Below are 22003 nucleotides of genomic sequence, written 5' to 3'. Positions count from 1 at the left end.
GACGAGCCGGTTCCCGGACATGAGCCGGTTCCGGGGCGCGGGCCGGTCCTGTACGGTCAGCCGGTTCCGGGATGCGGGCCGGGCCCGGGAGGTGAGCCGGTGCCGTGCGGGCCGGGCCGGCCGGACCTCCGTGGGCGGCCACGCCGGCATGGTCAGTCCCAGGCCGCGGGGTCGGCCGACAGACTGCGGACCCGGTCGGGGAGGGCTCCGGTGGCCACGTTCTCAAGGGTGACCTCCTCCAGGATCGCCCGCTCGCTGGCGCGCAGCGCGATCCAGACCTGCTGCAGCGACTCGGCGGGACCCCGGTAGCCGACATGCTCGGGCCGCTCCCCCCTGACGTTGGCGAGCGGGCCGTCAACGGCGCGGATCACGTCGGCGAGGCTGATCTCGGCGGGCGGGCGGGCCAGCACGTAGCCCCCCTCGGGGCCGCGCTGGCCGCGTACCAGCCCGGCGCGGCGCATCTGGAGCAGGATGTTCTCAAGGTACTTGGGAGGCATGTCCTGCTCCTTGGCCAGCTCACCCACCGTGGTAGGGCCGGCACCCGCGGCGGCGAGTTCGGCGGCGGCACGGAGGGCATAGTCGACACGAGCGGATAGGCGCATGTAACCGATTATCCCGCCTGCTATTGGTTACTTACGCGCGCGGGGCCGACGGAGACGGAGCGGCGCCCGTCGCCCTCGGTGACGACGGGCCCGTAGAGCGACGCGCCGGTGGGCTCCGGCGCGTGCACGACGTAGTGGTGAGGCGCCATCGCGGAGGTGCGGCCCGGCAGCAGGGCGAGGCAGGCGGCGCGGATCTCCTCGGGGTTTCCTGAGGTGACGTGGCAGGTCAGACGGCCTTCCGGGTCGTGCGTCACCAGGTGGGGACGTCCCTGCACCGCCTCGCCGACGAGCCGCTCCACCGCGCCGAGGTTCACCCAGCAGGAGTCGGTGTAGATCCACTCCGGGCCGCGCTCGATAGGCGAAATTCCCGATATATTCGAAATGTCGGAAACCTGGACGTCTCCGTCTCCGGCCGCGACCAGCAGCCGGATGATCCCGGTCCCGAAGCCCTCCGCCTCCGCCCGGCTCATCACCCGTGGATCGATCCAGAGTGTCAGGTCGACCACGTCCTCCAGCCGGTTGGCCCAGAGCGCGAGGTGCGCGGGGAGCGAGGCCGCCGGAAGCCAGTCGCACTCGACCTCGGCGGACGGCTCGGGTTCGGGCTCGGAGACGGTGACGCCGCTCATGTCGTTGAAGACGCAGTCGCGGGCGAAGTCCACCCCTCGTTCGGCGTTGACGGCCTCGATCACCTCCCACAGGGCGATGGAGTCGAAACGGCTGTGCTGGTACCCGGACAGGGACGCGGCGCGGAAGCGGCGGATCGCCTCGTCGAAGGTGGAGACGTCGAGATCCGCGGTCATCAGCGCGTCCTGGGCCAGTGGCCCGACGTAGTCGCGCAGTTCGGGTCGTACCCGGTTGCTCGCCAGCGACGCGATCACGCAGGACCGCTGGGTGGTGCGCAGGCCGATGAGGACCCCCAGGGCGGCGAGCGTGATCGCCGAGCGGCTGGCGCCCGTGCGGCTCGCGACGGCGTCCAGCGCCCTGGCGGCCACCGCCGAGCGGACCCGCAGCCGGGGCCGGATCGCGTCGGCGTCGGCCCTGGCGGCCTCGTCGATCGCGAACATCGACTGGGGTGCCCGCCTGAGCCCGTTCTCCCAGTGCCGCAGGGCGGCCTCGGTCCGGCGCAGGGCGGCCGGGGTGCCCTCCGCGGTCGCGAGGTCCAGCGGCTGCACCGGGCACGGTGACGGGACGGCGACCCCACGGATCAGTCGCTCCCACTCCCTCATGACGGTGGCCAGCCCGATGGCGTCGACAGAGGTGTGGGGCAGGACGAAGGTCACCAGACGGGGCGCCTTCCCATCGGTGATCACGGCGACCCTGATCGGGAGCTCGGTCCGCAGGTCGAACCGGGTGCCCTGCATGCGCAGGCCCACCTCCTCGGCGACCTCGTCGAGGAGCCCGGTCCCCGCGCCGTGCACCTCGACGGGCAGGAAGCCGGAACCGGCCACGACCTGGACGTCCGAGTGGATGGTGGCTCGCAGTCCCTCGTGCCTGGAGAGCAGGCGCCCGACCGCCTCGGTGACGGCGGACAGGGGCGTTCCCTCGGGGAGGCGCTTGGTGACGCGGAAGTTCATGTGGAGCGGCGGGTCGCGGAGCACGCAACGCGCCATGTTGGCCTGGCCCATGGTCATGGGCCCCTGCCGGGCCCGCAGACCCGTGTATTCGGCCGGGATCGTGATGACGGTGTCCATGTCGAAACCTGCCTCGCCACCCGACGGCAAGGGTCTTACTGAAAAGAACCTTTACCGTTTTCGGGAGTGTTCCACGCGCCGGGCAGACGTCGCAAGCCCTTGATTTCCGGGCATCGCGGTGATGGGCGGGAGAGCGGTGCCGGCGAAACGGCGATGAGCAGGGACGCGACGCGGCCGGGAGGCCTCCGGTAGCCCTCCGCGGCGTCCGGGCGGCGCTAAACTGTCAGGAAGCCTTATTAAGAATAGAACCGTTATTCTTGATTGAAAGTAATCGCGACGGGGAAGCGGCGAACAAGAGAGCATGCGTATGGAGCGACGTCCTGGCGTGCCCAGGCTATTGAGGGAGATCAACGACAGGGCCGCCCTGGAGCTGCTGCTCGCCTCCGGGCCGCTGACGCGGGGGCAGATCGGCGAGCTCACCGGCCTGTCCAAGGTGACGGCGTCGCAGACGCTCGCCCGCCTGGAGGGGCGCGGACTGGTCGAGGTGGCGGGGGAGCAGGCGGGGGGCCGCGGGCCCAATGCCGCGCTTTATGGGATTATTTCCTCCTCCGCTTATGTGGCGGGCCTGGACGTCGGCCCGGAATTCGTGACGACCGCCATCGCCGATATCCACGGGGAGATCGTGGCCGAGGTGCGGGTGGCGCCGAGCGGGCACGACGATCCGGTGGCCCTCGTGCACAACGCGGTGGTCAAGGCGTGCCGGTCGGCCAAGGTCGCGCTCTCCAAGCTGCGCTCGGTCGTCATCGGCACCCCGGGCGTGGTCGACCCCCGCACCGGCGACGTGCGGTTCTCCTTCGACCTGCCCGGCTGGCACGAGGGCATCCACGAGGCGCTCGCGCGTGACCTGCGCCGCGACGTCAGGATAGAGAACGACGTGAACCTCGTCGCCATCGCCGAGCGCACGCTGGGCGCCGCCCGCGAGGTCGACGACTTCGTGCTGCTGTGGGTGGGCCGCGGTATCGGACTCGGCGTCGTGCTCGGCGGGCGGCTGCACCGGGGCCGGTCCGGCAGCGCGGGCGAGATCGGCTACCTGCCGGTGCCGGGGGTGCCGCTGGCCGAGGACGTACGGGCCGTGCCCGGCAGGCTGCCGTCGCTCGCCGGGGGTCTGCAGTCCCTGGTCAGCGCCGAGGCGGTCGCCGAGCTCGCCGCGACGTACGGCTTCGAGGGGGAAAGCGCCGCCGAGTGCGTCGCGGCGGCGGTCGCGGCGGGCAAGCGGGGAGAGCCCCTGATCGACGACATCGCGGGGCGGCTGGCGCTGGGGGTGGCGTCGGTGTGCGTCGTGCTCGACCCGGGGCTCGTGGTGCTCGCGGGGGAGGTCAGCAGGGCCGGGGGCGACGAGCTCACCTCCAGGATCGAGGAGGCGGTGGCCAGGAGCTGCCCGGTCCGGCCGCAGGTGGTGGCGAGCGAGGTGGGCGGCAACCCGGTGCTGCGCGGGGCCGTCATCTCCGCCCTGGAACAGGCCAGGGAGGAGATCTTCACCTCCTGAGCCCTGGGGTCCTTGACCCTGAGTTCCGGATCCCGGATCCCGGATCCCGGATCCCGGATCCCGGATGTCCTGCGGGGCGGGGGACCCTTCTGGGCGAACGGCCGTCGCGCGGCGGGCAAGATCCTCTATGCTGGCGCGGAAATGTCATGAAAAAGACATCTTTCCGTGATCGGGGATGGGGACAAATGACGGCTGTCATCGCCGTGCTGCATGCCGAGGACGTCGCCCTGGAGTTCGTCTCCGTCCTGCGGGACCACGCAGACCAGGACGTCCTGGTGGTCGTCGGGCAGGCGAGGGCGAGCGTGACCCTGCCGGGAGGCCTGTCTCTGCGGGAGCGCCTGGAGCTGCTCGGCCCCCTGGTGGAGCCCGGGGGCAACACCGCGGAGCTGCCCGTCCCCGCCGACGTCGCCGCCCTGCTCGGCGAGGCCTCGGCGCCGGCGCCCGATGAGATCTGGACCCACTCGCCCGCCGACCACCGCATCCGCCGGGCCAGGTTCGGCTGGATCGTCTCCCGCGCCGTGTCGCCGTTCTCGCCGTCCCCGGCGTCCTCGCCCTCCTCGCTGTCCTCGCCGGCCGTGACCTGCTCGGTCGGTGACAATCCCTTCCTGCAGACGATCGCCGGTACGGCGAGCGCGATCACCGCCGCCGAGGCCGAGGCGAAGATCGACTTCATCAACGGGCGCGCCGGTGAGCTGCTGCGCAGCCGGGTGGCCGACCGGCTCGTCACCACCGACCGGGTGCCGGCCGTCGAGAGGTTCTTCACCGCGAGCGCCGCGCAGGCCAACCGCCTGTACGCGCTGGCCTCCAGCCTCGGGGACGACGCCGCGGTGGCCGACGACCCGTGGGAGTTCGGGCTCTCGGCGTACGAGGCCGCCCGGCTGGACGCGACCGCCGCGTGGACCGCCCGCTGGTGCTCCCCCCAGGACGGGCCGATCGTGGAGGTCGGGGCGTGCCAGGGCGAGCTCACCCGGCGGTTGTCGGGGAAGGGCTACCGGGTCCAGGCGACCGAGCCCAACGCGGGTTTCCGCGCCCGCCTGGCCGAGCGGGCGGAGCCGGGCGTGGAGGTGCTCCCGGACAGCCTGGAGGATCTCGCCGACCACGGTGAGCGCCAGGCGGCGGCGTACCTGCTCGTCGAGATGCTCTACTACGACCAGGATCTGGCGCTCCTCGACCGGCTGCCGACCGACCTGCTCCTCGTCGCGCTGGAGAGCGGTCAGCTCAACGAGCGGATCTGGCCCTGGCTGCGCGAGCAGTCCACCTGGCGGGTCGCCGAACGCGTCGAGCTCGCTCCGCCGACCCTGGAGTCCGTCTGCGACGGGCTCGCCTACCTGCGCAAGCGGGGCAGCCGCGGTCTCGTCCTGGCCAGGGCCGGGTGGCGGCGATGAGCTGGGAGACGGTCGTGGTCTCGCCGCACTTCGACGACGCGGTGCTGTCGGTGGCGGGACTGCTCGCCCGCCGCGAGGGGGACGCGGTGATCGTCACGGTGCTGGGCGGCGCGCCCGGCGGGGCGCTCTCGGCGTGGGACCGGCTGTGCGGGTTCGCCTCGGCGGAGGAGACGGCGCGGGAGCGGCGGGCCGAGGACGCGCGGGCGTGCGAGATCCTCGGGGTCGACCAGGTGGCGCTGGACAATCCGGATGTTCCGGCGGCCCGGCTCCCGCTGGACGACCTGGAGACGTTCCTCACCGAGCACGTCACCCCGCGCACGCGCGTGCTCGTCCCGATGGGGATCGGCAACGCCGACCACGAGGCCGTACGCGACCGGGCGCTCGACGTGCTGGAGAAGGTCGAGGCCCTGGAGCGCTGGGCCTACGCGGACCTGCCCTACGCCGCCGCCGTACGCGAGTGGGGGAGCTCGGCGGCCGGGCCGGCCCTGGCGGACAGGCCGCCGGTCCGCGCGCTCGCCGGGCGCCACCGCCTCGAGGCGAAGACGTGGCCGCGGCTGGAGGGGGAGGAGTGGGTGCTCAAGCGGCGCGCGGTCCTGGCGTACGCCTCGCAGATCGCGCCGCTCGCCTGCGACCACGGGGAGTTCCTCGCGATGCCCGGTCCCCTCCAGCACGAGCTGGTGTGGGTCCTCGACGGCTGACCCGCCCACGGCGCCGCAGGTCACGTCCCACGGCGGCCCGAGAGGAGTTCGGCGGCGGCCCGGCCCGAGGCGGTGGTCGCGCCGTGGGTGGTGATGTGGGTGGCGCCCGGGGTGGCCGGACCCGGCAGGCCCATCTCCACCACGATCGCGTCGGGACGCCGTGACAGCAGGGCGCCCAGGCGGTCCGTGACCCAGGCGTGCCGGTGGGCGTCGCGTACCACGATCACCAGCGGGCGCCCGTCGGGAGGCGGGACCGGGTCGCCGGAGCCGAGCCGCAGGGCCGTCGTGCCCGGCAGCAGCGCGGCCAGCGGCGCGGCGACGCCCCACGGGGTGGCGCGGTCGACGGCGATGTTCGTCTCGGAGACGAACTCGATCACCTGGGGCGCGGCGGGCAGCGGGAGCCCGCCGCCGCGGACCCGCAGCGCCCGCCTGGCCGCGTCGAGCCCCGCGGGCTCAACGGCCGGGCCCGTCTCGCCGGCCGCCCGCCGCCGCTCCGCCGACCAGGCGGCGAGGCGCCGGACCCGGGCGGCGGCCTCGGCCAGGCGTTCCTCGGGGAGTGTTCCGTCGGCGACCGCGCCCATGATGGCGTTGCGCATGAACCCGACCACCCCGGGGCCCTTGCGCTCGCCGCCCACGCAGATCGCGTCGGCCCCGGCGGCGAGGGCGCGGACCGCCGCCCCGGTCACGCCGTACCGCTCGGCCACCGAGGGCATCTCCACGCCGTCGGTCACGATCAGCCCGTCGAAGCCCAGCTCCTCCCTGAGCAGCCCGGCCAGGATGCGGCCGCTCATGGTGGCGGGGTGGTCGGGGTCGTAGGCGGGGACGAGCAGGTGGCCGGTCATCACGGCACGTACCCCGGCCTCGATGGCGGCCCGGTAGGGCGGGAGCGTGGTGGCGGCGAGCTCCTCGGCCGAGTAGGCGACGGTCGGCAGGTCGTCGTGCGAGTCGACGGCGGTGGCGCCGTGGCCGGGGAAGTGCTTGGCGCAGGCGGCCACCCCCGCCGACTGGAGGCCGGTGACCCAGGCGCGGGCGTGCCGGGCGACCAGCCGGGGGTCGGCGCCGAACGCGCGGGTGCCCACGACGGGATTGTCCAGGTCGGAGTTGACGTCGACCACGGGGGCGTAGTTGAGGGTGATGCCCGCCGCGGCCAGGTCCAGCCCGATCTCGCGGGCGACCCGCTCGGTCAGCGCGGGGTCGTCCACCGCGCCGAGCGCGAGGTTGCCGGGACGCGAGCTGCCGGTGCGCGCCTCCAGCCGGGTGACGTCGCCCGCCTCCTCGTCGGTGGCGATCACCACGTCCGGGTTCTCCGCGCGCAGCGCGGCGGTCAGCGCCCTGATCTGCTCGCTGTCTACAAGATTCCGGGAGTAGAGCGCAACCCCGCCGAGTCCCTCGGCGAGCCGCCTGCGCAGCCAGTCGGGCACTTCCACGCCCACGAACCCGGGTTGCAACACGGTGTCGGCAAGTCCGGCCAGTTCGGGGCTCGCGCCGTTCGCGCCGCTCGTACGGCCACCGCGAACGATCATCAAAGCCTCCAGGTCGGTTCGTGGCAAGTCGCTTGTCTCAGGCGTACCACATGTGTAGCATTCGGGTTGCGTAAATAGACAGGAAACTTTCCTAATAATTCTTTGTCAGGACCGCATGTCAGGGGCGACGCAGCCCCCGGCGCCTGCCCGAAGCGAGTCACCCACGAGGGAGCACGAGGGAGACGGACAGGATGTCGCACGCCCCCTTCGACCTGCGGGGAATCCCGCTGGCGCTTCACCTGAACGGTCCCGTCGACGTTCCGGCGCTGCTGGGCGCGTGCGCCGTCGTGGCCGGCAGGCACCCGGTGCTCGGCCGCGTCAGGGTCACCCGCACGGAGTCGACCCCGGAGCGCTATCCCGGGGTCGCCACGGCCGAGGCCGCCCGCCCGTTCGACCTGGAGCGCGGCCCGCTCGCCCGGTTCACGCTCGTCACGGTGGGTCCCGAGCGCGTCAGGCTGCTCTTCACGGCGCACGGGCGGGTGTTCGACGCGGGCTCCAAGGACGTCCTGATCCGCGATCTGGCCGACGCCTACTTCGCGCGGGCCGCCCTGCCGGGGCCGGCGTCGCCGTCCGCCCCGGTCCCGCGGCCGTACGGGTCTCCACCGGACCCGCCGTCCGGGCGGGCGGGCCGGTCCGGCGGTTCCGGGGCGGACGACTGGGCCTTCCCGGCACCGCCCGACGGCGCCGAGGAGTTCTGGAAGGAGCGTGACCGCGCGCCCGCGGAGCTGGTCCTGCCCGGCCTGCGCGCCGTTCCGCACGGCACCGGTCCCGGGGAGATCGTCGAGATGGTGCTCGGCGGCACGGAGTCCGGAGCCCTCACCGAGGCCGCCGCGGTGCTCGGCGCCACCAGGTTCGAGCTGCTGCTGGCGGCCGTGGGCGTGCTGCTGCGACGGTACGGCACCTCCGCGTCGCCGCTCGCCCTCGACCTCGGCACCCGCACCCGCGAGACGCGCGACCGCATCGGGCCGTTCGTGGCGCGGGTGCCGTTCGTCCCGCACCCCGACCTCGACGAGGGGTTTCCCGACCACCTGCGCACGGTCCGGGCCGAGCTGCGCGCCATGTACCGGTTCCGGCACGCGCCGCCGGCCCCGCCCTCCTCGCCGGTCCTGCTCAGCTACCGCAGGAGGGCGGCCGTCCCGGAGTTCCCCGGCGTCGGGGTGGGCGTGGAGTGGACGGTCTTCAACGGGGCCGCCCGCGGCGCGCTGCACATCCAGGCCGTGGACGCCGGCCCGAGTCTCACCCTCGGCCTCCGCTTCAACCCCGCCGCGATCGGCCACGACGACGTGTCCGGGATCGCGGGTCACCTGCGCGCGCTGCTGCGCGCCATCTCCGCGGAACCCCGTGCGAAGGTCGCGGATCTGGCGGAGCCACCCCACCCCACGCCCCATGAGGAGCCTTCCGTGACCGACCTGTTCGTCCCGGCCCCCGACAACGTGACGGAACCTCCCGCCGAGGAGGATCCGGTCACCGCGCAGGTGCGGGAGATCTGGCAGGAGATCCTCCGCCTCGACGACATCGGGCTGGACGAGGACCTCTACGACCTCGGCGGGCACTCGCTGACCATCACCCAGATCATCGCCAGGACCCGCCGCAGGCTCGGCGTGGAGGTGTCCCTGGACGTCTTCTTCGACAACCCCACCATCGCCGGCGTCGCCGAGGAGGTCACGCGTCTGCGGGGCGAGGCCGCGTGAGCACGCTCTCGTACGCCCAGGAGCGCCTGTGGTTCCTGGACCGGCTCACTCCCGGGGGCGGGACGTACAACATGGTCGTCTGCGAGCGGCTCATCGGGTCGCTCGACGCCGGCGCCCTGGAACGGGCGCTGGGTGAGGTCGTGGCCAGGCACGAGGCGCTGCGGACCGTCTTCCCCGAGATCGGGGGCCTCCCGTCCGCGACGGTCCTGGATCCCGCGCCGCTGGTCATGGAGAGGCTCGACCTGACCGGCGAGCCGCCGTACGGGACGCGGGAGCGGGGGACGGACGGCGTCCCGGACGGTTCGCCGCACGGGTCGCCGGATGGGTCGAGGCACGGGTCGCCGGATGGGTCGCCGGACGGGGGCGCGGGGGCGGCGCGGGAGCGGGCGCTGGAGGTGTTGCTCGCCGAACGGAGCAACCGGCCGTTCGACCTGGTCAACGGGCCGCTGCTGCGGGCGACCCTGGTGCGTACCGGGTTCGACGAGCACGTCCTGCTGGTCGTCGTGCACCACATCGCCGGGGACGCCTGGTCGATCGAGCAGGTCATGTTCGGGGAGCTGGCGTCGCTGTACACGGCCTTCACCCTCGGGCTGCCGTCCCCCCTCCCGCCGCCCGCACGGCAGTACGCCGACTACGTGCGCGGGCAGCGCGAGCATCCGGCGGACATCGCCGGCGTGGTGCGCGAGCTCGACGGCGTCCCGGTGCTGGAACTGCCCACCGACCGGCCGCGCCAGGCCGTGCGGACCACCGAGGGCGGCCTGGTGGTCCGCAGGATCCCGCTGGAGCTGTGGCGGGGGATCACCGGGCTGGCGCGGGCCGAGCGGTGCACCCCGTTCATGGCCGTGCTGGCCGCCTACCAGGTGCTGCTCTCCCGCTACACCGGTCAGGACGACTTCTGCGTCGGCACCCCCGTCGCGGGCCGTGCCGAGGAGGAGTTCGAGCAGGTCTTCGGCGTCTTCATCAACACCCTCGCCCTCCGCGCCGACCTGGCGGGCGACCCGACCTTCCGCGAGACGCTCAAGCGGGTGCGGCGGCGCGCCTTCACGATGTACGGACACGCCTCGGTCCCGTTCGAGCACGTGGTGAGCGAGCTGCGCGTCGACCGCGACCCGGCCAGGACCCCGGTGTTCCAGACGATGCTGATGCTGGGCAACCCGGACGCCGGATCGCTCGACCTCGACGGCATCCGTACCGAGCCGGTGGCGTCGGGCCTGGCCGTGGCCAAGTTCGACCTCTCCCTGGACGTGATCGTCTACCCCACGCACGTCCAGCTGATGTTCGCCTACGACACCGGCCTGTTCGACCGGTCCACGGTGGAGCGGATGGGCGCCCAGCTGGAGACGCTGTTCCGCTCGATCGTCTCCGACCCGGGCCGCCGCCTGTCGCGGCTGGAGATCCTGCCCGCCGCCGAGCGCGCGACCGTGCTCGGCGGCGCCGCGGCGCCGGATCCGGGGGACGTGCTCTCGGACGGTCCGGCCCGGGATCCGGGGGACGTGCTCTCGGAGGATCCGGTCCGGCCGGTCCGGTCCGTTCACGGGGCGGGGGAGTTCCTCGACCGTCTGATCGCCCGGCAGGCCGCCCGTACCCCCGACGCCCCCGCCGTGATCACTCCCGGCGTCGCCGGCGAGGCGGGCGCCGTTCTCACGTACGGGGAGCTCGACCGGGCCTCGGACGCCGTGGCCGACCGGCTCCGGCCGCTGCTGGAGAGGCCGGCGGGTTCCGGTGTCGCCGACGGCGGGGAGGCGCTGGTCGCGCTGGCGCTCGCCGCCGGGTCCGAGGCGATCGTGGCGCTGCTGGGCGTCCTCAAGGCGGGTGCCGCCTACCTGCCGCTCGATCCGGCGCAGCCCGCCGAGCGGCTGGCGTACCTGCTGGCCGACTCCGGCGCGCGCGCGGTGATCGCGGACGGGGCGGAACTCGCCGGGTTCGCGGGACCGGTCGTCAGCCGGGCCGACCTGGCGCGCTGGGCGGACGGCGGCCCCCCGGGAACGGCGGCGGACGTCGAGTCCGGCACGGGGCACCTCGACGACGACACGGCGATCGGGAAGGCGGCGGCGCGCGAGCCCGGTGCGGAGCACCTCGCGCTTGAGGACCCGCGTGCCGGTGACGACACGGCGATCGAGCAGACGGTGGCGCGCGGGCCCGGCGCGGAGCACCTCGACCGGGCCGCCTACGTGATCTACACCTCCGGATCCACCGGGCGCCCCAAGGGGGTCGTCGTCGGCCACCGCACGCTCTCCCACCTGGCCCGATCGTTCAGGGACCTGCACGGGTTCGGGCCGGGGGAGCGGGTGCTGACGGTCCCGCCGCTCAGCTTCGACGCCTCGGCGGGGGACGTCTTCCCCGCCCTGATCAGCGGCGCCGCGCTGGTGCTGCATCCCGCTCCCACCTCGCTGACCGGCCCCGCCCTCGCCGCCCTGTGCGCGGAGCACTCGATCACCATGGTCGACACCGCCTCGGCGCTCTGGCAGCAGTGGGTCGAGGAACTGGACGAGATCACCGCCCCGATCACCACGATGATGGTCGGCGGCGAGAGCGTGCCGGTGGAACGCCTGCGCTCCTGGGCCGCGCTGACCGGCGGCCGGGTCGCGTTCCACAACCACTACGGCCCGACCGAGGCGACCGTCTGCGCCACCTCGTACCGCACGGTCGACGGCGCCGAGCTGGGCGCGGCCACCCACCTGCCGATCGGCACCGCGCTGCCGCACACCCGTGTCTACGTGCTCGACCGCCACGGCAACCCGGCCCCGATCGGGGTGCCCGGCGAGATCCACGTCGGCGGCGAGTGCCTGGCGCGCGGCTACCTGGGCCGTCCCGGGCGGACCGCCGGGAGTTTCCTGCCCGACCCGTTCTCGCCCCGGCCGGGGGCGAGGATGTACGCCACGGGCGACCTGGGCAGATACCGGCCCGACGGGAACCTGGAGTTCCTGGGCCGCACCGACCGGCAGGTGAAGATCCACGGCAACCGGATCGAGCCGGGAGAGGTCGAGGCGGCCTGCCTGGCCCACCCCGGCGTCCGCGAGGCCGTGGTCACCGCCGACACCCGGCGGCTCGTCGCCTACCTGGTAGGGGACCGGATCCCCGTCGCCGAGCTGCGCGCCTTCCTCGCCGGCCGGCTTCCCGGCTACATGTTGCCGGGCGCGGTCGTCACGCTGCCCGCGCTCCCGCTGACCTCGCACGGCAAGGTCGACCTGCGGGCGCTGCCCGAGCCGGACGCGGACGGCGAGGCCCCGCCGTACGAGCCGCCGAGGGAGGGGACCGAGCGGGTCATCGCCGGGATCTGGGCCGACGTGCTCAAGGTCGACCCCGGTCGCGGGGACAACTTCTTCGATCTGGGCGGGCACTCGCTGCTGGCGCCGCAGATCGTCTCCAGGATCACCGCGGAGCTGGGGGTGCCGGTCCCGATGACCGCGCTCTTCGCCGCGACCGACCTGGCCGGGCTGGCCGCCGCGGTGGACGAGCGGATCGGCCTCCCCGGTCCCCGGGGGCGGGCCCCGGCCGCCGTGGACCTGTACGCGGAGGCGGTGCTGCCCGGCGACATCGCGTGCACCGGAGCGCCGGTCCCCGAGGGGCCGCCGCGCCGGGTGCTGCTCACCGGGGCCACCGGCTTCCTCGGCGCGTACCTGCTCGCCGGGCTGCTGGGCACCACAGGGGCCGAGGTCCACTGCCTGGTCAGGGGCGACGGCGCGGCCGGGCGGCTGCGCGACAACCTCGGCGGGTACGGGCTCTGGGACGAGCGCTTCGACGGCAGGATCGTCCCGCACGCCGGGAACCTCGACCTGCCGGGACTCGGCCTGACCGCCGGGGAGTTCGCGGAGCTGGCGGACTCGATCGACCTCGTCGTGCACAACGGGGCGCTGGTCAACTTCGCGCTGCCCTACCGGCGGCTGCGCCGGGCGAACGTGGACGCCGTCCTGGAGATCCTGCGGCTGGCCGCGTCCGGCCGCCTCACCACCCCCGTCCACCTCGTCTCGACGCTCGGCGTGCACCTGACACCCGGGGAGCGCACGGTCAGGGAGGACGACCCGCTGCCGGATCCCGGGCCGCTGCACCTGGGCTACGACCAGAGCAAGTGGGTCGCCGACCGGCTCGCGGGCGCCGCCAGGGAGAGAGGGCTGCCGATCGCGATCCACCGCCCGGCAAGGGTCTCCGCCGACAGCCGCACCGGCCGGTCGGTGCCCGGCGACTTCCTCGGCCGCCTCTTCGCCACCTGCGCCCGCCTCGGCGCGGTCCCCGAGGGGGAACGGATCGACATGGCCCCGGTCGACCACGTCGCCTCGGCGATCGTGCACCTGGCGACGAGCCGGGCCACCGGTGACTTCCACTATCACAACCCGCGCGTGCTGACCTCGGAGGAACTCGCCGAGGGACTGCGCGAGCACGGCTTCCCGGTGCGGCTCATGCCGGGGGACCGATGGCGGCGGCTGGTCCGCGACCGGCTGGAGATCGGCGACGACCTGCCGATCGCCCCCTACCCGGCGTTCTTCGCCGAGTACGGCACGCTGCCCGGCCCGTCCTTCGACTGCTCGGCCACCGAGGAGATCCTCGCCGCCGCCGGGCTGGTCTGCCCTCCGGCGGACGGGAAGCTGCTCGACCTCTATCTCGGTGACCACATCGGCACCGGAGTCCTGCCGGGAGGCGGCCGTGCATGACGGGATACGCCGGTTCGCTGTCATCTGGGCGGCGCAGCTGCTGTCGATCATCGGGTCGAGCCTGACGGGGTTCGTGCTGGGCGTCTGGGTCTACCAGCGCAACGGCTCGGCCACCGAGTTCGTGCTGATCATGCTGTGCGCGGTGCTGCCCGAGGTGCTGCTCTCCCCGCTCGCCGGGGCGCTGGCCGACCGGTGGGACCGCAGGCGGATGCTGATGGCCGCCGACGCCGGGGCCGCCGTGGTCACCGGCGCCCTCGCGGTGCTGCTCGTCCTCGGCTCGCCGGAGGTCTGGCACGTCTACGTGATCACGGTGGCCGGGGCCGTCTTCGGGACCTTCCACATGGCCGCGTACCACGCGATGATGCCGCTGATCATGCCCCAGCGGCACCTGGGCAGGGCCAACGGCCTCATGCAGGTCGCGGACTCGGTGAAGATCGCGGCTCCGCTGCTGGCGGGAACGCTCCTGGTCACGGTCGGCGTCACCGGCGTGGTCGTGATCGACCTGGTCACCTTCCTGGTCACCCGGGTGGTCATGTTCGCCGTACGGCTGCCGCGCGAGGTCACCCGCCCCGGGGCCTCGGCCGCGCCGGAACCGCTGCGCGGGGACCTGCTGTTCGGCTGGCGCTACCTGCGGGCCAGGCGCGGGCTGTTCCAGCTGGTCGTGGTGCTGGCCGCGTACAACCTGTTCTTCGGGATGTCCGGGGTGCTGGTCCAGCCGCTGATCCTGTCGTTCGGGTCGGCCGCGGTGCTCGGGGCGCTGATGTTCGCGGGCGGCGCGGGGGTCTTCGCCGGAGGGCTGGTGCTGAGCGCGTGGGGCGGGCCGAGGCGGCGGGTGCGCGGCGTCGCGGCGTTCGTCGCCCTGGGAGGGACGCTGCTCGCCCTGCACAGCCTCGCGCCCTCACCCTGGCTGATCGCGGTGGTGGCGCCCGCCTTCCTGTTCACGCTGCCGTTCGTGCAGGGCACCGGGATGACCGTGCTGCAGATCAAGACCGACCCCGCGGCGCTGGGCCGGGTCCTCAGCACGGTCCGCGCGCTCACCCAGACCGCCACGGTGCTCACCTACCTGGCCGCGGGCCCGCTGGCCGACCGGGTCTTCGAGCCGATGCTCGCCCCCGGCGGGGCGCTCTCCGGCACCCTCGGCGCCGTGATCGGCACGGGCGAGGGGCGGGGCATCGCGGCGATCTTCCTGATCACGGGTCTGTGCCTGGTGCTGCTCGCACCGTTCGCCTACCTCCAGCCGCGCCTGCGGAAGGTGGAGTCCGAGCTGCCCGACGCCGACGACGTGCACGCCCCTCCGGAACCCGTCACGGATCCCGTCACGGATCCCGGTGCGGGACGCGACGTGGAGGCCGGTTCGCGAACCGGCGCGCAAGCCGATTTGGGAACCGACGTCGCGCGAGTCGCGCAAGGAGACAGCGATGCCGCTCTATCTCGACCCTGAGGAACTCCGCGGGGCGCCGGGCCCCCATGTCGACCTGATCGGCGCGATGGCGTTCCGGGCGGCGGGGGCCGCCCAGCGCCTGGGGGTCTTCGAGGCGCTCATGCCCGGCCCGCTCTCCGTGACGGAGCTGGCGGCCAGGACGGGCACCGACCCGGCCGGGCTCGCCGTGCTGCTGGAGGCGCTCGCCTCCCTCGGCTACCTCGACCGGGCGCCGGGCCGGGTTTACGGCAACAGCCCGATGGTCGCGGGCACCCTGGACCGGCGGAGCCCGTGGAGCTACGCCCCCGCGCTGGCCTTCTGGCAGGACGTGCTGGCCGAGCTCTGGGACGGCCTGGAGGAGTCGGTGCGCACCGGCGCCCCCCAGGTCGACTTCTACGCCTGGCTGGAGGAACGGCCAGGGACGCTGGCCGAGTTCCAGAGCATGCTCGACGGGATGGCCGCCGGGCTCGCCCCACTGGTCGCCGCGAGCGCGCCCCACCCCGGGGAGCGCCTGCTCGACGTCGGCGGCGGGCACGCCCGCTACACCGTCGCGTTCTGCCGGGCGCACCCCGGGCTCACCGCGACGATCGTCGACCTGCCGAACGCCCTGGAGGGCGGCCGGGCCAGGATCGAGGCGGCCGGGCTGGGCGACCGCGTCACTCTGCTCCAGAGCGACGTGGCCGACCCCGATGCCGACCTCGGTGCCGGACACGACACCGCGCTGCTGTTCAACCTCTGCCACGGGTTCGACGAGGCGGGCAACCGCGCGCTGTTCAAGAGGGTGGCGGCCGCGCTGCGCCCCGGCGGCGCGGTGGTCGTGCTGGAGACCTTCGCCGACCTGCCCGACGGCACGCCCGCGACCGTCGAGGCGTTCGTCCGCGCCTTCGGCCTCAACCTCGCCACCACTCAAGGCGGCGGGATCCACGCCTTCGCCGACATCGCCACCTGGCTGTCCGGCGCCGGATTCGGCCGGATCGAGCGACGCCACGTCGACGGCCCCAACGAACTGCTCGTCGCCCGCCTGGAGACCACATGAAGATCACCGTCATCGGAGCGGGCCCCGCGGGCACCCTCCTCGCCTGCTACCTGGCCAGGCGCGGCTTCCGGGTGGAGGTCTACGAGCGGCGGGCCGATCCCCGGCTGCTCGACGAGGACGAGAGCAGGTCGATCAACCTCGGCCTGTCCGCCAGGGGCATCGCGGCGCTCACCGGCATCGGCCTGATGGACACCCTGTGGCCGCTCACCGTCCCGATGCGCGGCCGGGCCATCCACCTGCCCGGCGGCGCGGTGCCGTTCCAGCCCTACGGCGCCCACGAGGGAGAGATCCTCCATTCGGTCCTGCGCCGCGACCTGATCACCACGCTCGTCGACCACGCCGAGGCCCAGCCGGGGGTGACCTTCCACTTCCGGCACCGGCTGGTCGGCCTGGACCGCGAGACGGCCGCCGCGCGCCTCGTCCACGAGGAGACCGGGGCCGCGAGCACCGTCGAGGGCGACGCGGTGATCGGCGCGGACGGCGCGTTCTCGCAGGTGCGGGCGCACATGCAGCACGGGCTGCGGGCCGAACACCACCAGGAGTTCCTGGAGTGGGGGTACAAGGAACTGACCATCCCCGCCGCCGGCGACGGGTCGGCCAGGACCAGGCTGGAGGCCCTGCACGTCTGGCCCGGCGAGGACGCCCTCATCGTCGCTCACCCCAACCGGGACAACTCGCTCACCGGCACGCTCTTCCTGCCCGTCGAACGGTTCGGCGAGATCACCGACCCCGAGGAGTTCCTCGGGGAACGGTTCCCGGACACGCCCGACCTCATGCCCCACCTCGCCAAGGAGTACGCCGAGCACCCGGTGGGGCACCTGGTGTCGATCCGCACCTCGCCCTGGCACCACCGGGACCGGGTGGCGCTCATCGGCGACGCCTGCCACGCCGTCTACCCCTTCTACGGCCAGGGCATGAACTCGGCGCTCGAGGACTGCACGGTCCTCGACCGCTGCGTGGGCGACCATCCCGGAGACCTCGGGGCCGCCTTCGCCGAGTACCAGCGGCTGCGCAAACCGCACACCGACGTGCTCGACGAGCTGTCCAAGCAGAACTTCGTGGAGCTGCGCGACCGGCTCCGCTCCCCGCTGCACCTGCTGCGCAAGAAGGCGGACCTGCTGCTCGCCCGGGCGCTCCCCGGCCGGTGGGTCCCGCTCTACACCATGATCTCCCACACCACCGTCCCGTACGCGGACGCGCTCGCCCGCGCCCGGCGGCAGGACACGCTCCTGCGCGGGGCGGGGGCGGTGGTGGCCGTCGCCGGACTGCTCGCCGCGGCCCCGGCCGTCCGCCGCCTCGTACGCGGCTCCGGCCGCTCCACGGTCACACCTCCCGTACGCGCCACCGGCGCCGCACGCGGTGCCGAGCCCGCACGCCGCGCCGTCTTCGCACGTCTCGTACGCCTCACGCACTTCGCACGTCGCGCACGCCTCGCACAGCGAAACCCCCGGAAGGGCGAACCACCATGCTGACCGATCCCGCGGACCCTTCTCGCGTCCTCCTGGAGACCGCCGATCTGGCCGGTGACCACGATCTGGTCCTGCGCCACCGCACCCCGCTCAGGGAGATCGTCACCTGGGCGCGAGAGTATCTCTGCCGCCCCCACGAGCAACTGGGCAGGAAGGGACCCGTCTGCCCGTACGCCCAGACCGCGCTGGACCGCGGCACCTTCTACCTGGCGGTCCGCCCCGGGCGGCCGGGCGGGCCCGAGGCGGCCGAGACCCTCGCCGGCTACCGCGACTGGTTCTTGAGGCTGCCCGCCACGCCGGGAGTGTCCGCGCAGTACCGCACGATCCTGGTGCTCTTCCCCGACCTGCCGGAGTCCGAGGCCGCCGCGGTGATCGATCACGCCCAGGAGGCGCTCAAGTCGCGCTATGTCTCGGAAGGGCTGATGATCGGGGAGTTCTACCCCGGCCCGCCGCCCAAGGCGGGACTGTGGAACCCCTCCTTCCTGCCGCTGGGCAGCCCGGTCCCGCTGCTGGCGATCCGCCACATGGTCGCCACCGACTTCCCGTTCCTGCGCGACGATCCCGCGCAGGTCGCGGCGTACCTGGAACGTTTCGGAGACCGCCCGCCGGCCGCCCTCAGGGCGGAGATCCGGTCCGTCGCCGGCCGCTACGGCCTGCTGCCCGCGGACACGTCCTGCGCGCCGTCCCTGACGGCGTCCTGACCGTCCTCGACGTCTCGACGGGGAGTACGCGACGCGCGAGGAAGGACACGGCCCGCCCCCGCGGTTCTCGCGAGAGCGGGCCGTGTCGTCGCCGGCACGCCCCGCCGGCCCGGTGTCTCCGGGCGACGGGACGAGCCGGTGGAATGTGGCCGGTTCCGTCAGACGCCGAGGAGCTCGGCGGCGGCCTGGGCGTTGGCGCGGGCGGCGCCGTAGGTGGCCAGGTAGGTGACGCCCTCCGGGCGCCAGATCGGCAGGCCCATCTCGACCACCGTGGCGTCGGGACGGGCGGCCAGCAGCGCGGAGACCACCGACTGGCTGGCCTCGTAGCGGTGGGCGTCCTTGACGACGACGATCAGGGAGCGGCCCGAGGCACGTTCCAGGATGTCCGGCACGTCGGCCGCCTCCGGCTTGACCCGCAGCACCTCCGCCTGCGGCAGCAGCGGCGTGAAGCCCCACGGCACGTCGCCGACCGCGATGGTCGGCGGGGTGTCCACCTCGACCACCAGCGGGTCGACCAGGGGAGACGCCGAGCCGGTGAGGCTGACCGCGCGGCGGGCGGCGGTGAGGCCGATCACGTCCCGCTCGGCCTCACCGGTGCGGGGCGTGCCGAACCAGCCGCGCAGGGCGGCGACCCGCTCGGCCGCCGCCTCCAGGCGGGCCGCGGGAAGCCGTCCGTCGTGGACGGCCGCGACGATCTCGTCCACGATGCGGCGGACGTCGTCCTCGGTGGGGATCGGGCCGAGGCAGAGCAGGTCGGCTCCGGCGGCGAGGGAGAGCACCGAGCCCCCGGCGAGACCGTACGCGGCGGTGACGGCCTTCATGTCGAGGGCGTCGGTGATGATCACACCCTCGTAGCCCATCTCGCCGCGGAGCAGGCCGGTCAGGGCGGCGGGGGAGAGCGTCGCGGGAAGCGTCCCGGTGACGGCGGGCACGCGTACGTGCGCGGTCATGATGGATCTGGTCCCGGCGTCGATCGCGGCGCGGAAGGGCACCAGCTCGCGCTCGCGCAGCAGTCCCACGGAGGCGTCGACGAGCGGGACCTCCAGGTGGGAGTCCTGCCGGGTCGCGCCGTGACCGGGGAAGTGCTTGACGCAGGCGGCCACTCCCGCCGACTGCAGGCCGTGGACCGCGGCGACGGTGTGCCGGGCGACGAGCGCGCTCTCCGCCCCGAACGAGCGGGTGCCGATCACCGGGTTGTCCGCGGCGGTGTTGACGTCCGCGGAGGGGGCCATGTCCAGGTTGACGCCGCAGCGGGCCAGGTCGTCGCCGATGGACCGGTAGACCCGCCGGGTGAGCTCGACGTCGTCCACGGCGCCGAGGGCGGCGTTGCCGGGGTACGGGCTGCCGACGTGGTAGGCGAGCCGGGTGACGTCACCCCCCTCCTCGTCCAGCGATATGACCGGATCGGCGGCCTCGCGCAGACGGGAGGTGAGAGCGGACAGCTGTGCGGCGTCGGCGACGTTGAAACCGAAGAGGGTGACGCCGCCGAGACCGTTCTCCAGCTCCCGCAGGACCCACTCGGGTGCCTCGGTGCCCTGGAACGCGGCGAGCAGCGTGCCGGCCGCGAGACGACGCAGCCCCTGATCGCCGCGATCCGCGATGAACTCAGACATGGCGGTAGGTGTTCCTTACCTGAGATGTAGGGGGGTGTCGGACATGGATGTAAGCAAAGAAAACAGAACAGGGCTGGTACGGCCCGCGCCTTGTGGGTGCGTGCCGTACCAGCACCGATGGGATCAGCCCTTGACGGCACCCGCGACGAGGCCGGAGACCATCCGCCGCTGCACCAGAAGGAAGAAGACGATGACCGGGATGGTCATCAAGGTGGAGGCGGCCATGATGGCGCCCCAGTCGACCGACCGCTGGCTGACGAAGTAGCGCAGCGCCACGGGCATGGTGTAGTTGCCCTGGTCGCTGATGAGCGTCAGCGCGAACACGAACTCGTTCCACGCGGTGATGAACGAGAAGATGCTGGTCGCCACCAGCCCGGGGGCCACCAGCGGGAACAGCACCTTCCAGAAGGTGGCGAACCGGCTGGCTCCGTCGATCCAGGCGGCCTCCTCCAGCTCCTTGGGCACCGCCGCGACGAAGGTGCGCAGCATCCAGATGGCGAACGGCAGCGTCATGGCGACGTTCACCACGACGAGGCCGAGCAGCTGGTCGTACAGCCCGGCCCGCCTGACCATGATGAACAGCGGGATGAGCAGCGCCTCGCCGGGGACCATCTGCACGATGAGCAGCAGGATCAGGAACGAGGTGCGCCCGCGGAACCGGAAGCGGGCCACCGCGGTCGCCGCCAGCAGGGAGAACACCGCGCCGACGAGCACGGTGCCGAGGGCCACGACGGAGCTGTTGAGCAGATACTGCCAGATGGAGTGGCCCGCGATGCCCTCGGTGAAGACCCGCTTCACGTGTTCGAGGGTGGGGTCGGTGGGGAACGGGATGAAGTCCGTCGTGAAGATCTGCTGCCTGCTCTTGAAGGCTGTGCTCACCATCCAGTAGACGGGGAACACCGCGAACAGGAACACCACGACGGCCAGGGTGTTCAGGCCGACCTTGCCGAGCCGCTTGCGCCTGCCCGGGTTTCCCCTGGGCGCGCGTGCGGGCGCCTTCGGGGGCACCCGCGTGTCGTAGGTGGTCATCGCACGTCCTCCGTCTTCACGATCTGGCGGACGTAGAAGAAGGTGATGACGAGCAGTATCAGCGTCAGCACCACCGCGATGGCCGCGCCCATGCCCATCTTGGGCGGCGCGCTGAAGGCCTGGGTGAAGGCGAACAGCGACAGGTTGTACGCCTCCCGGTTGGACGTGCCGCCCGCCAGCACGAACAGCTGGGTGAAGACCTTGAAGTCCCAGATCACCGAGAGCACCGTCAGCACCGCGAAGACCGGCTTCAGCAGCGGGAAGGTGATCTTCCAGAAGATCCGCCACGCGGAGGCGCCGTCCACCCTTGCCGCCTCGTACAGCTCCTGGGAGATGCTCTTCAGCCCGGCCAGGATCGAGACCGCGATGAACGGGAACGACGCCCAGACCACCGCGAGGATCAGCACGACGTAGATGGTGAACGCGTCGTTCAGCCACGGCTCGCCGGTCCAGTCGGAGCGGCCGAACAGCAGGGAGGAGAACCAGTCGGGCAGCGCGTTCAGCACCCAGTTGATGACGCCGGCCTCCGCGTCGAACAGCCAGCGCCAGATGATCGCGGTGGCGATCTGCGGGGTGGCCCAGGCGGCCATGATGCCGACGATCAGGAAGGTCGACATCTTCTTGCCCAGCTTGTGCAGGAGCAGGCCGACCAGCGTGCCGAGGATCAGGGTGCCCGCCACCGTGACGACGGCGAAGACGACGGTGTTGCGGAGCGACGACCAGAACAGCTCGGACTCGATCAGCTTCTGGTAGTTCTCGAAGCCGACGGACTCGGCCGGCGCTCCCCGGACCTGCCGCAGTCCCACGTTCTGGAAGGACATGACGACCATCTGGTACAGCGGGTAGAGCAGCAGGCCGGCGATGACGAGCAGGCCGGGGACGAGCAGCGCGTAGGGGACCACCCAGGCGGGCAGCCCGCCGGACCTGCGCGGGGGCGTGGCGCCTCGGGGCCCCCGCGCCGGGACGGAGGGGGTGCCCCCGTCCCGGGCGATGGTTGAGGTGTTCGCCAT

15 protein-coding genes are annotated in these 22003 nt (G+C 73.2%); 9 read left to right on the top strand and 6 right to left on the bottom strand.

Translation table 11 applies throughout. The annotated features are described in order from the left end of the window. Positions 1–152: 152 nt before the first annotated feature. Complete coding sequence (locus ACTOQ1_RS23705; RefSeq protein ID WP_440070201.1) at positions 153–602, bottom strand: RrF2 family transcriptional regulator; 450 nt, start codon at positions 600–602, stop codon at positions 153–155. 20 nt (positions 603–622) lie between these two features. Beyond that, the gene (locus ACTOQ1_RS23700; protein WP_440070200.1) at positions 623–2293 is read right to left on the bottom strand and encodes a condensation domain-containing protein; all 1671 of its coding nucleotides are present in this window, start codon (positions 2291–2293) and stop codon (positions 623–625) included. A gap of 307 nt (positions 2294–2600) precedes the next feature. Here ACTOQ1_RS23700 and ACTOQ1_RS23695 point away from each other — a divergent pair, with 307 nt between their 5' ends. The 3 genes from ACTOQ1_RS23695 (at position 2601) to ACTOQ1_RS23685 (ending at position 5862) form a co-directional block, all read left to right on the top strand. Beyond that, entirely contained in the window at positions 2601–3779 is a 1179-nt protein-coding gene (locus tag ACTOQ1_RS23695) for an ROK family protein (protein ID WP_440070199.1), read from the top strand. A gap of 185 nt (positions 3780–3964) precedes the next feature. After that, positions 3965–5164, top strand: a complete 1200-nt coding sequence (locus tag ACTOQ1_RS23690; protein ID WP_440070198.1) for a hypothetical protein — start codon at positions 3965–3967, stop codon at positions 5162–5164. Beyond that, positions 5161–5862: a PIG-L deacetylase family protein gene (locus ACTOQ1_RS23685; RefSeq protein ID WP_440070197.1), complete on the top strand. Its 702-nt coding sequence runs from the start codon at positions 5161–5163 to the stop codon at positions 5860–5862. Before ACTOQ1_RS23690 ends, ACTOQ1_RS23685 begins: the two co-directional genes overlap by 4 nt. Before the next feature lie 20 nt (positions 5863–5882). On the opposite strand, the gene ACTOQ1_RS23680 is transcribed toward ACTOQ1_RS23685, so the two are convergent. Continuing rightward, positions 5883–7385, bottom strand: coding sequence for a glycoside hydrolase family 3 protein (locus ACTOQ1_RS23680; protein WP_440070196.1), 1503 nt, complete (start codon positions 7383–7385; stop codon positions 5883–5885). 191 nt (positions 7386–7576) lie between these two features. Between ACTOQ1_RS23680 and ACTOQ1_RS23675 the strand changes: the two genes are divergently transcribed. From ACTOQ1_RS23675 to ACTOQ1_RS23650, 6 genes are read left to right on the top strand one after another with little or no spacing between them, the layout of a single operon-like run. After that, complete coding sequence (locus tag ACTOQ1_RS23675) at positions 7577–9076, top strand: condensation domain-containing protein (RefSeq protein WP_440070195.1); 1500 nt, start codon at positions 7577–7579, stop codon at positions 9074–9076. Next, positions 9073–13725: a non-ribosomal peptide synthetase gene (locus ACTOQ1_RS23670; protein WP_440070194.1), complete on the top strand. Its 4653-nt coding sequence runs from the start codon at positions 9073–9075 to the stop codon at positions 13723–13725. Before ACTOQ1_RS23675 ends, ACTOQ1_RS23670 begins: the two co-directional genes overlap by 4 nt. Next, positions 13718–15166 (top strand): MFS transporter, encoded by a 1449-nt coding sequence (locus ACTOQ1_RS23665; RefSeq protein WP_440070193.1) that lies wholly within the window; start codon positions 13718–13720, stop codon positions 15164–15166. The genes ACTOQ1_RS23670 and ACTOQ1_RS23665 overlap by 8 nt, the downstream gene beginning before the upstream one ends. Next, positions 15144–16181: a methyltransferase gene (locus ACTOQ1_RS23660; protein ID WP_440070192.1), complete on the top strand. Its 1038-nt coding sequence runs from the start codon at positions 15144–15146 to the stop codon at positions 16179–16181. Before ACTOQ1_RS23665 ends, ACTOQ1_RS23660 begins: the two co-directional genes overlap by 23 nt. Then, positions 16178–17653 carry an FAD-dependent oxidoreductase gene (locus ACTOQ1_RS23655; protein WP_440070191.1) on the top strand — a complete coding sequence of 492 codons (1476 nt, stop codon included), beginning with the start codon at positions 16178–16180 and terminating at the stop codon, positions 17651–17653. The genes ACTOQ1_RS23660 and ACTOQ1_RS23655 overlap by 4 nt, the downstream gene beginning before the upstream one ends. After that, positions 17647–18351, top strand: a complete 705-nt coding sequence (locus ACTOQ1_RS23650; protein WP_440070190.1) for a DUF6875 domain-containing protein — start codon at positions 17647–17649, stop codon at positions 18349–18351. The genes ACTOQ1_RS23655 and ACTOQ1_RS23650 overlap by 7 nt, the downstream gene beginning before the upstream one ends. 158 nt (positions 18352–18509) lie before the next feature. Here the strand turns inward: ACTOQ1_RS23650 and ACTOQ1_RS23645 are convergent, their stop codons facing one another. The 3 genes from ACTOQ1_RS23645 to ACTOQ1_RS23635 all read right to left on the bottom strand — a co-directional run bounded on the left by ACTOQ1_RS23645 (position 18510) and on the right by ACTOQ1_RS23635 (position 22003). Continuing rightward, positions 18510–19964: a glycoside hydrolase family 3 protein gene (locus ACTOQ1_RS23645; RefSeq protein ID WP_440070189.1), complete on the bottom strand. Its 1455-nt coding sequence runs from the start codon at positions 19962–19964 to the stop codon at positions 18510–18512. Positions 19965–20087: 123 nt separating this feature from the next. Beyond that, entirely contained in the window at positions 20088–20993 is a 906-nt protein-coding gene (locus ACTOQ1_RS23640) for a carbohydrate ABC transporter permease (RefSeq protein ID WP_440070188.1), read from the bottom strand. Further along, positions 20990–22003, bottom strand: coding sequence for a carbohydrate ABC transporter permease (locus tag ACTOQ1_RS23635; protein WP_440070187.1), 1014 nt, complete (start codon positions 22001–22003; stop codon positions 20990–20992). Before ACTOQ1_RS23635 ends, ACTOQ1_RS23640 begins: the two co-directional genes overlap by 4 nt.

The organism is Streptosporangium sp. OZ121, from assembly GCF_051918885.1.
Lineage (GTDB): Bacteria > Actinomycetota > Actinomycetes > Streptosporangiales > Streptosporangiaceae > Streptosporangium.
This window is presented reverse-complemented; position numbering and strand designations above follow the sequence as displayed.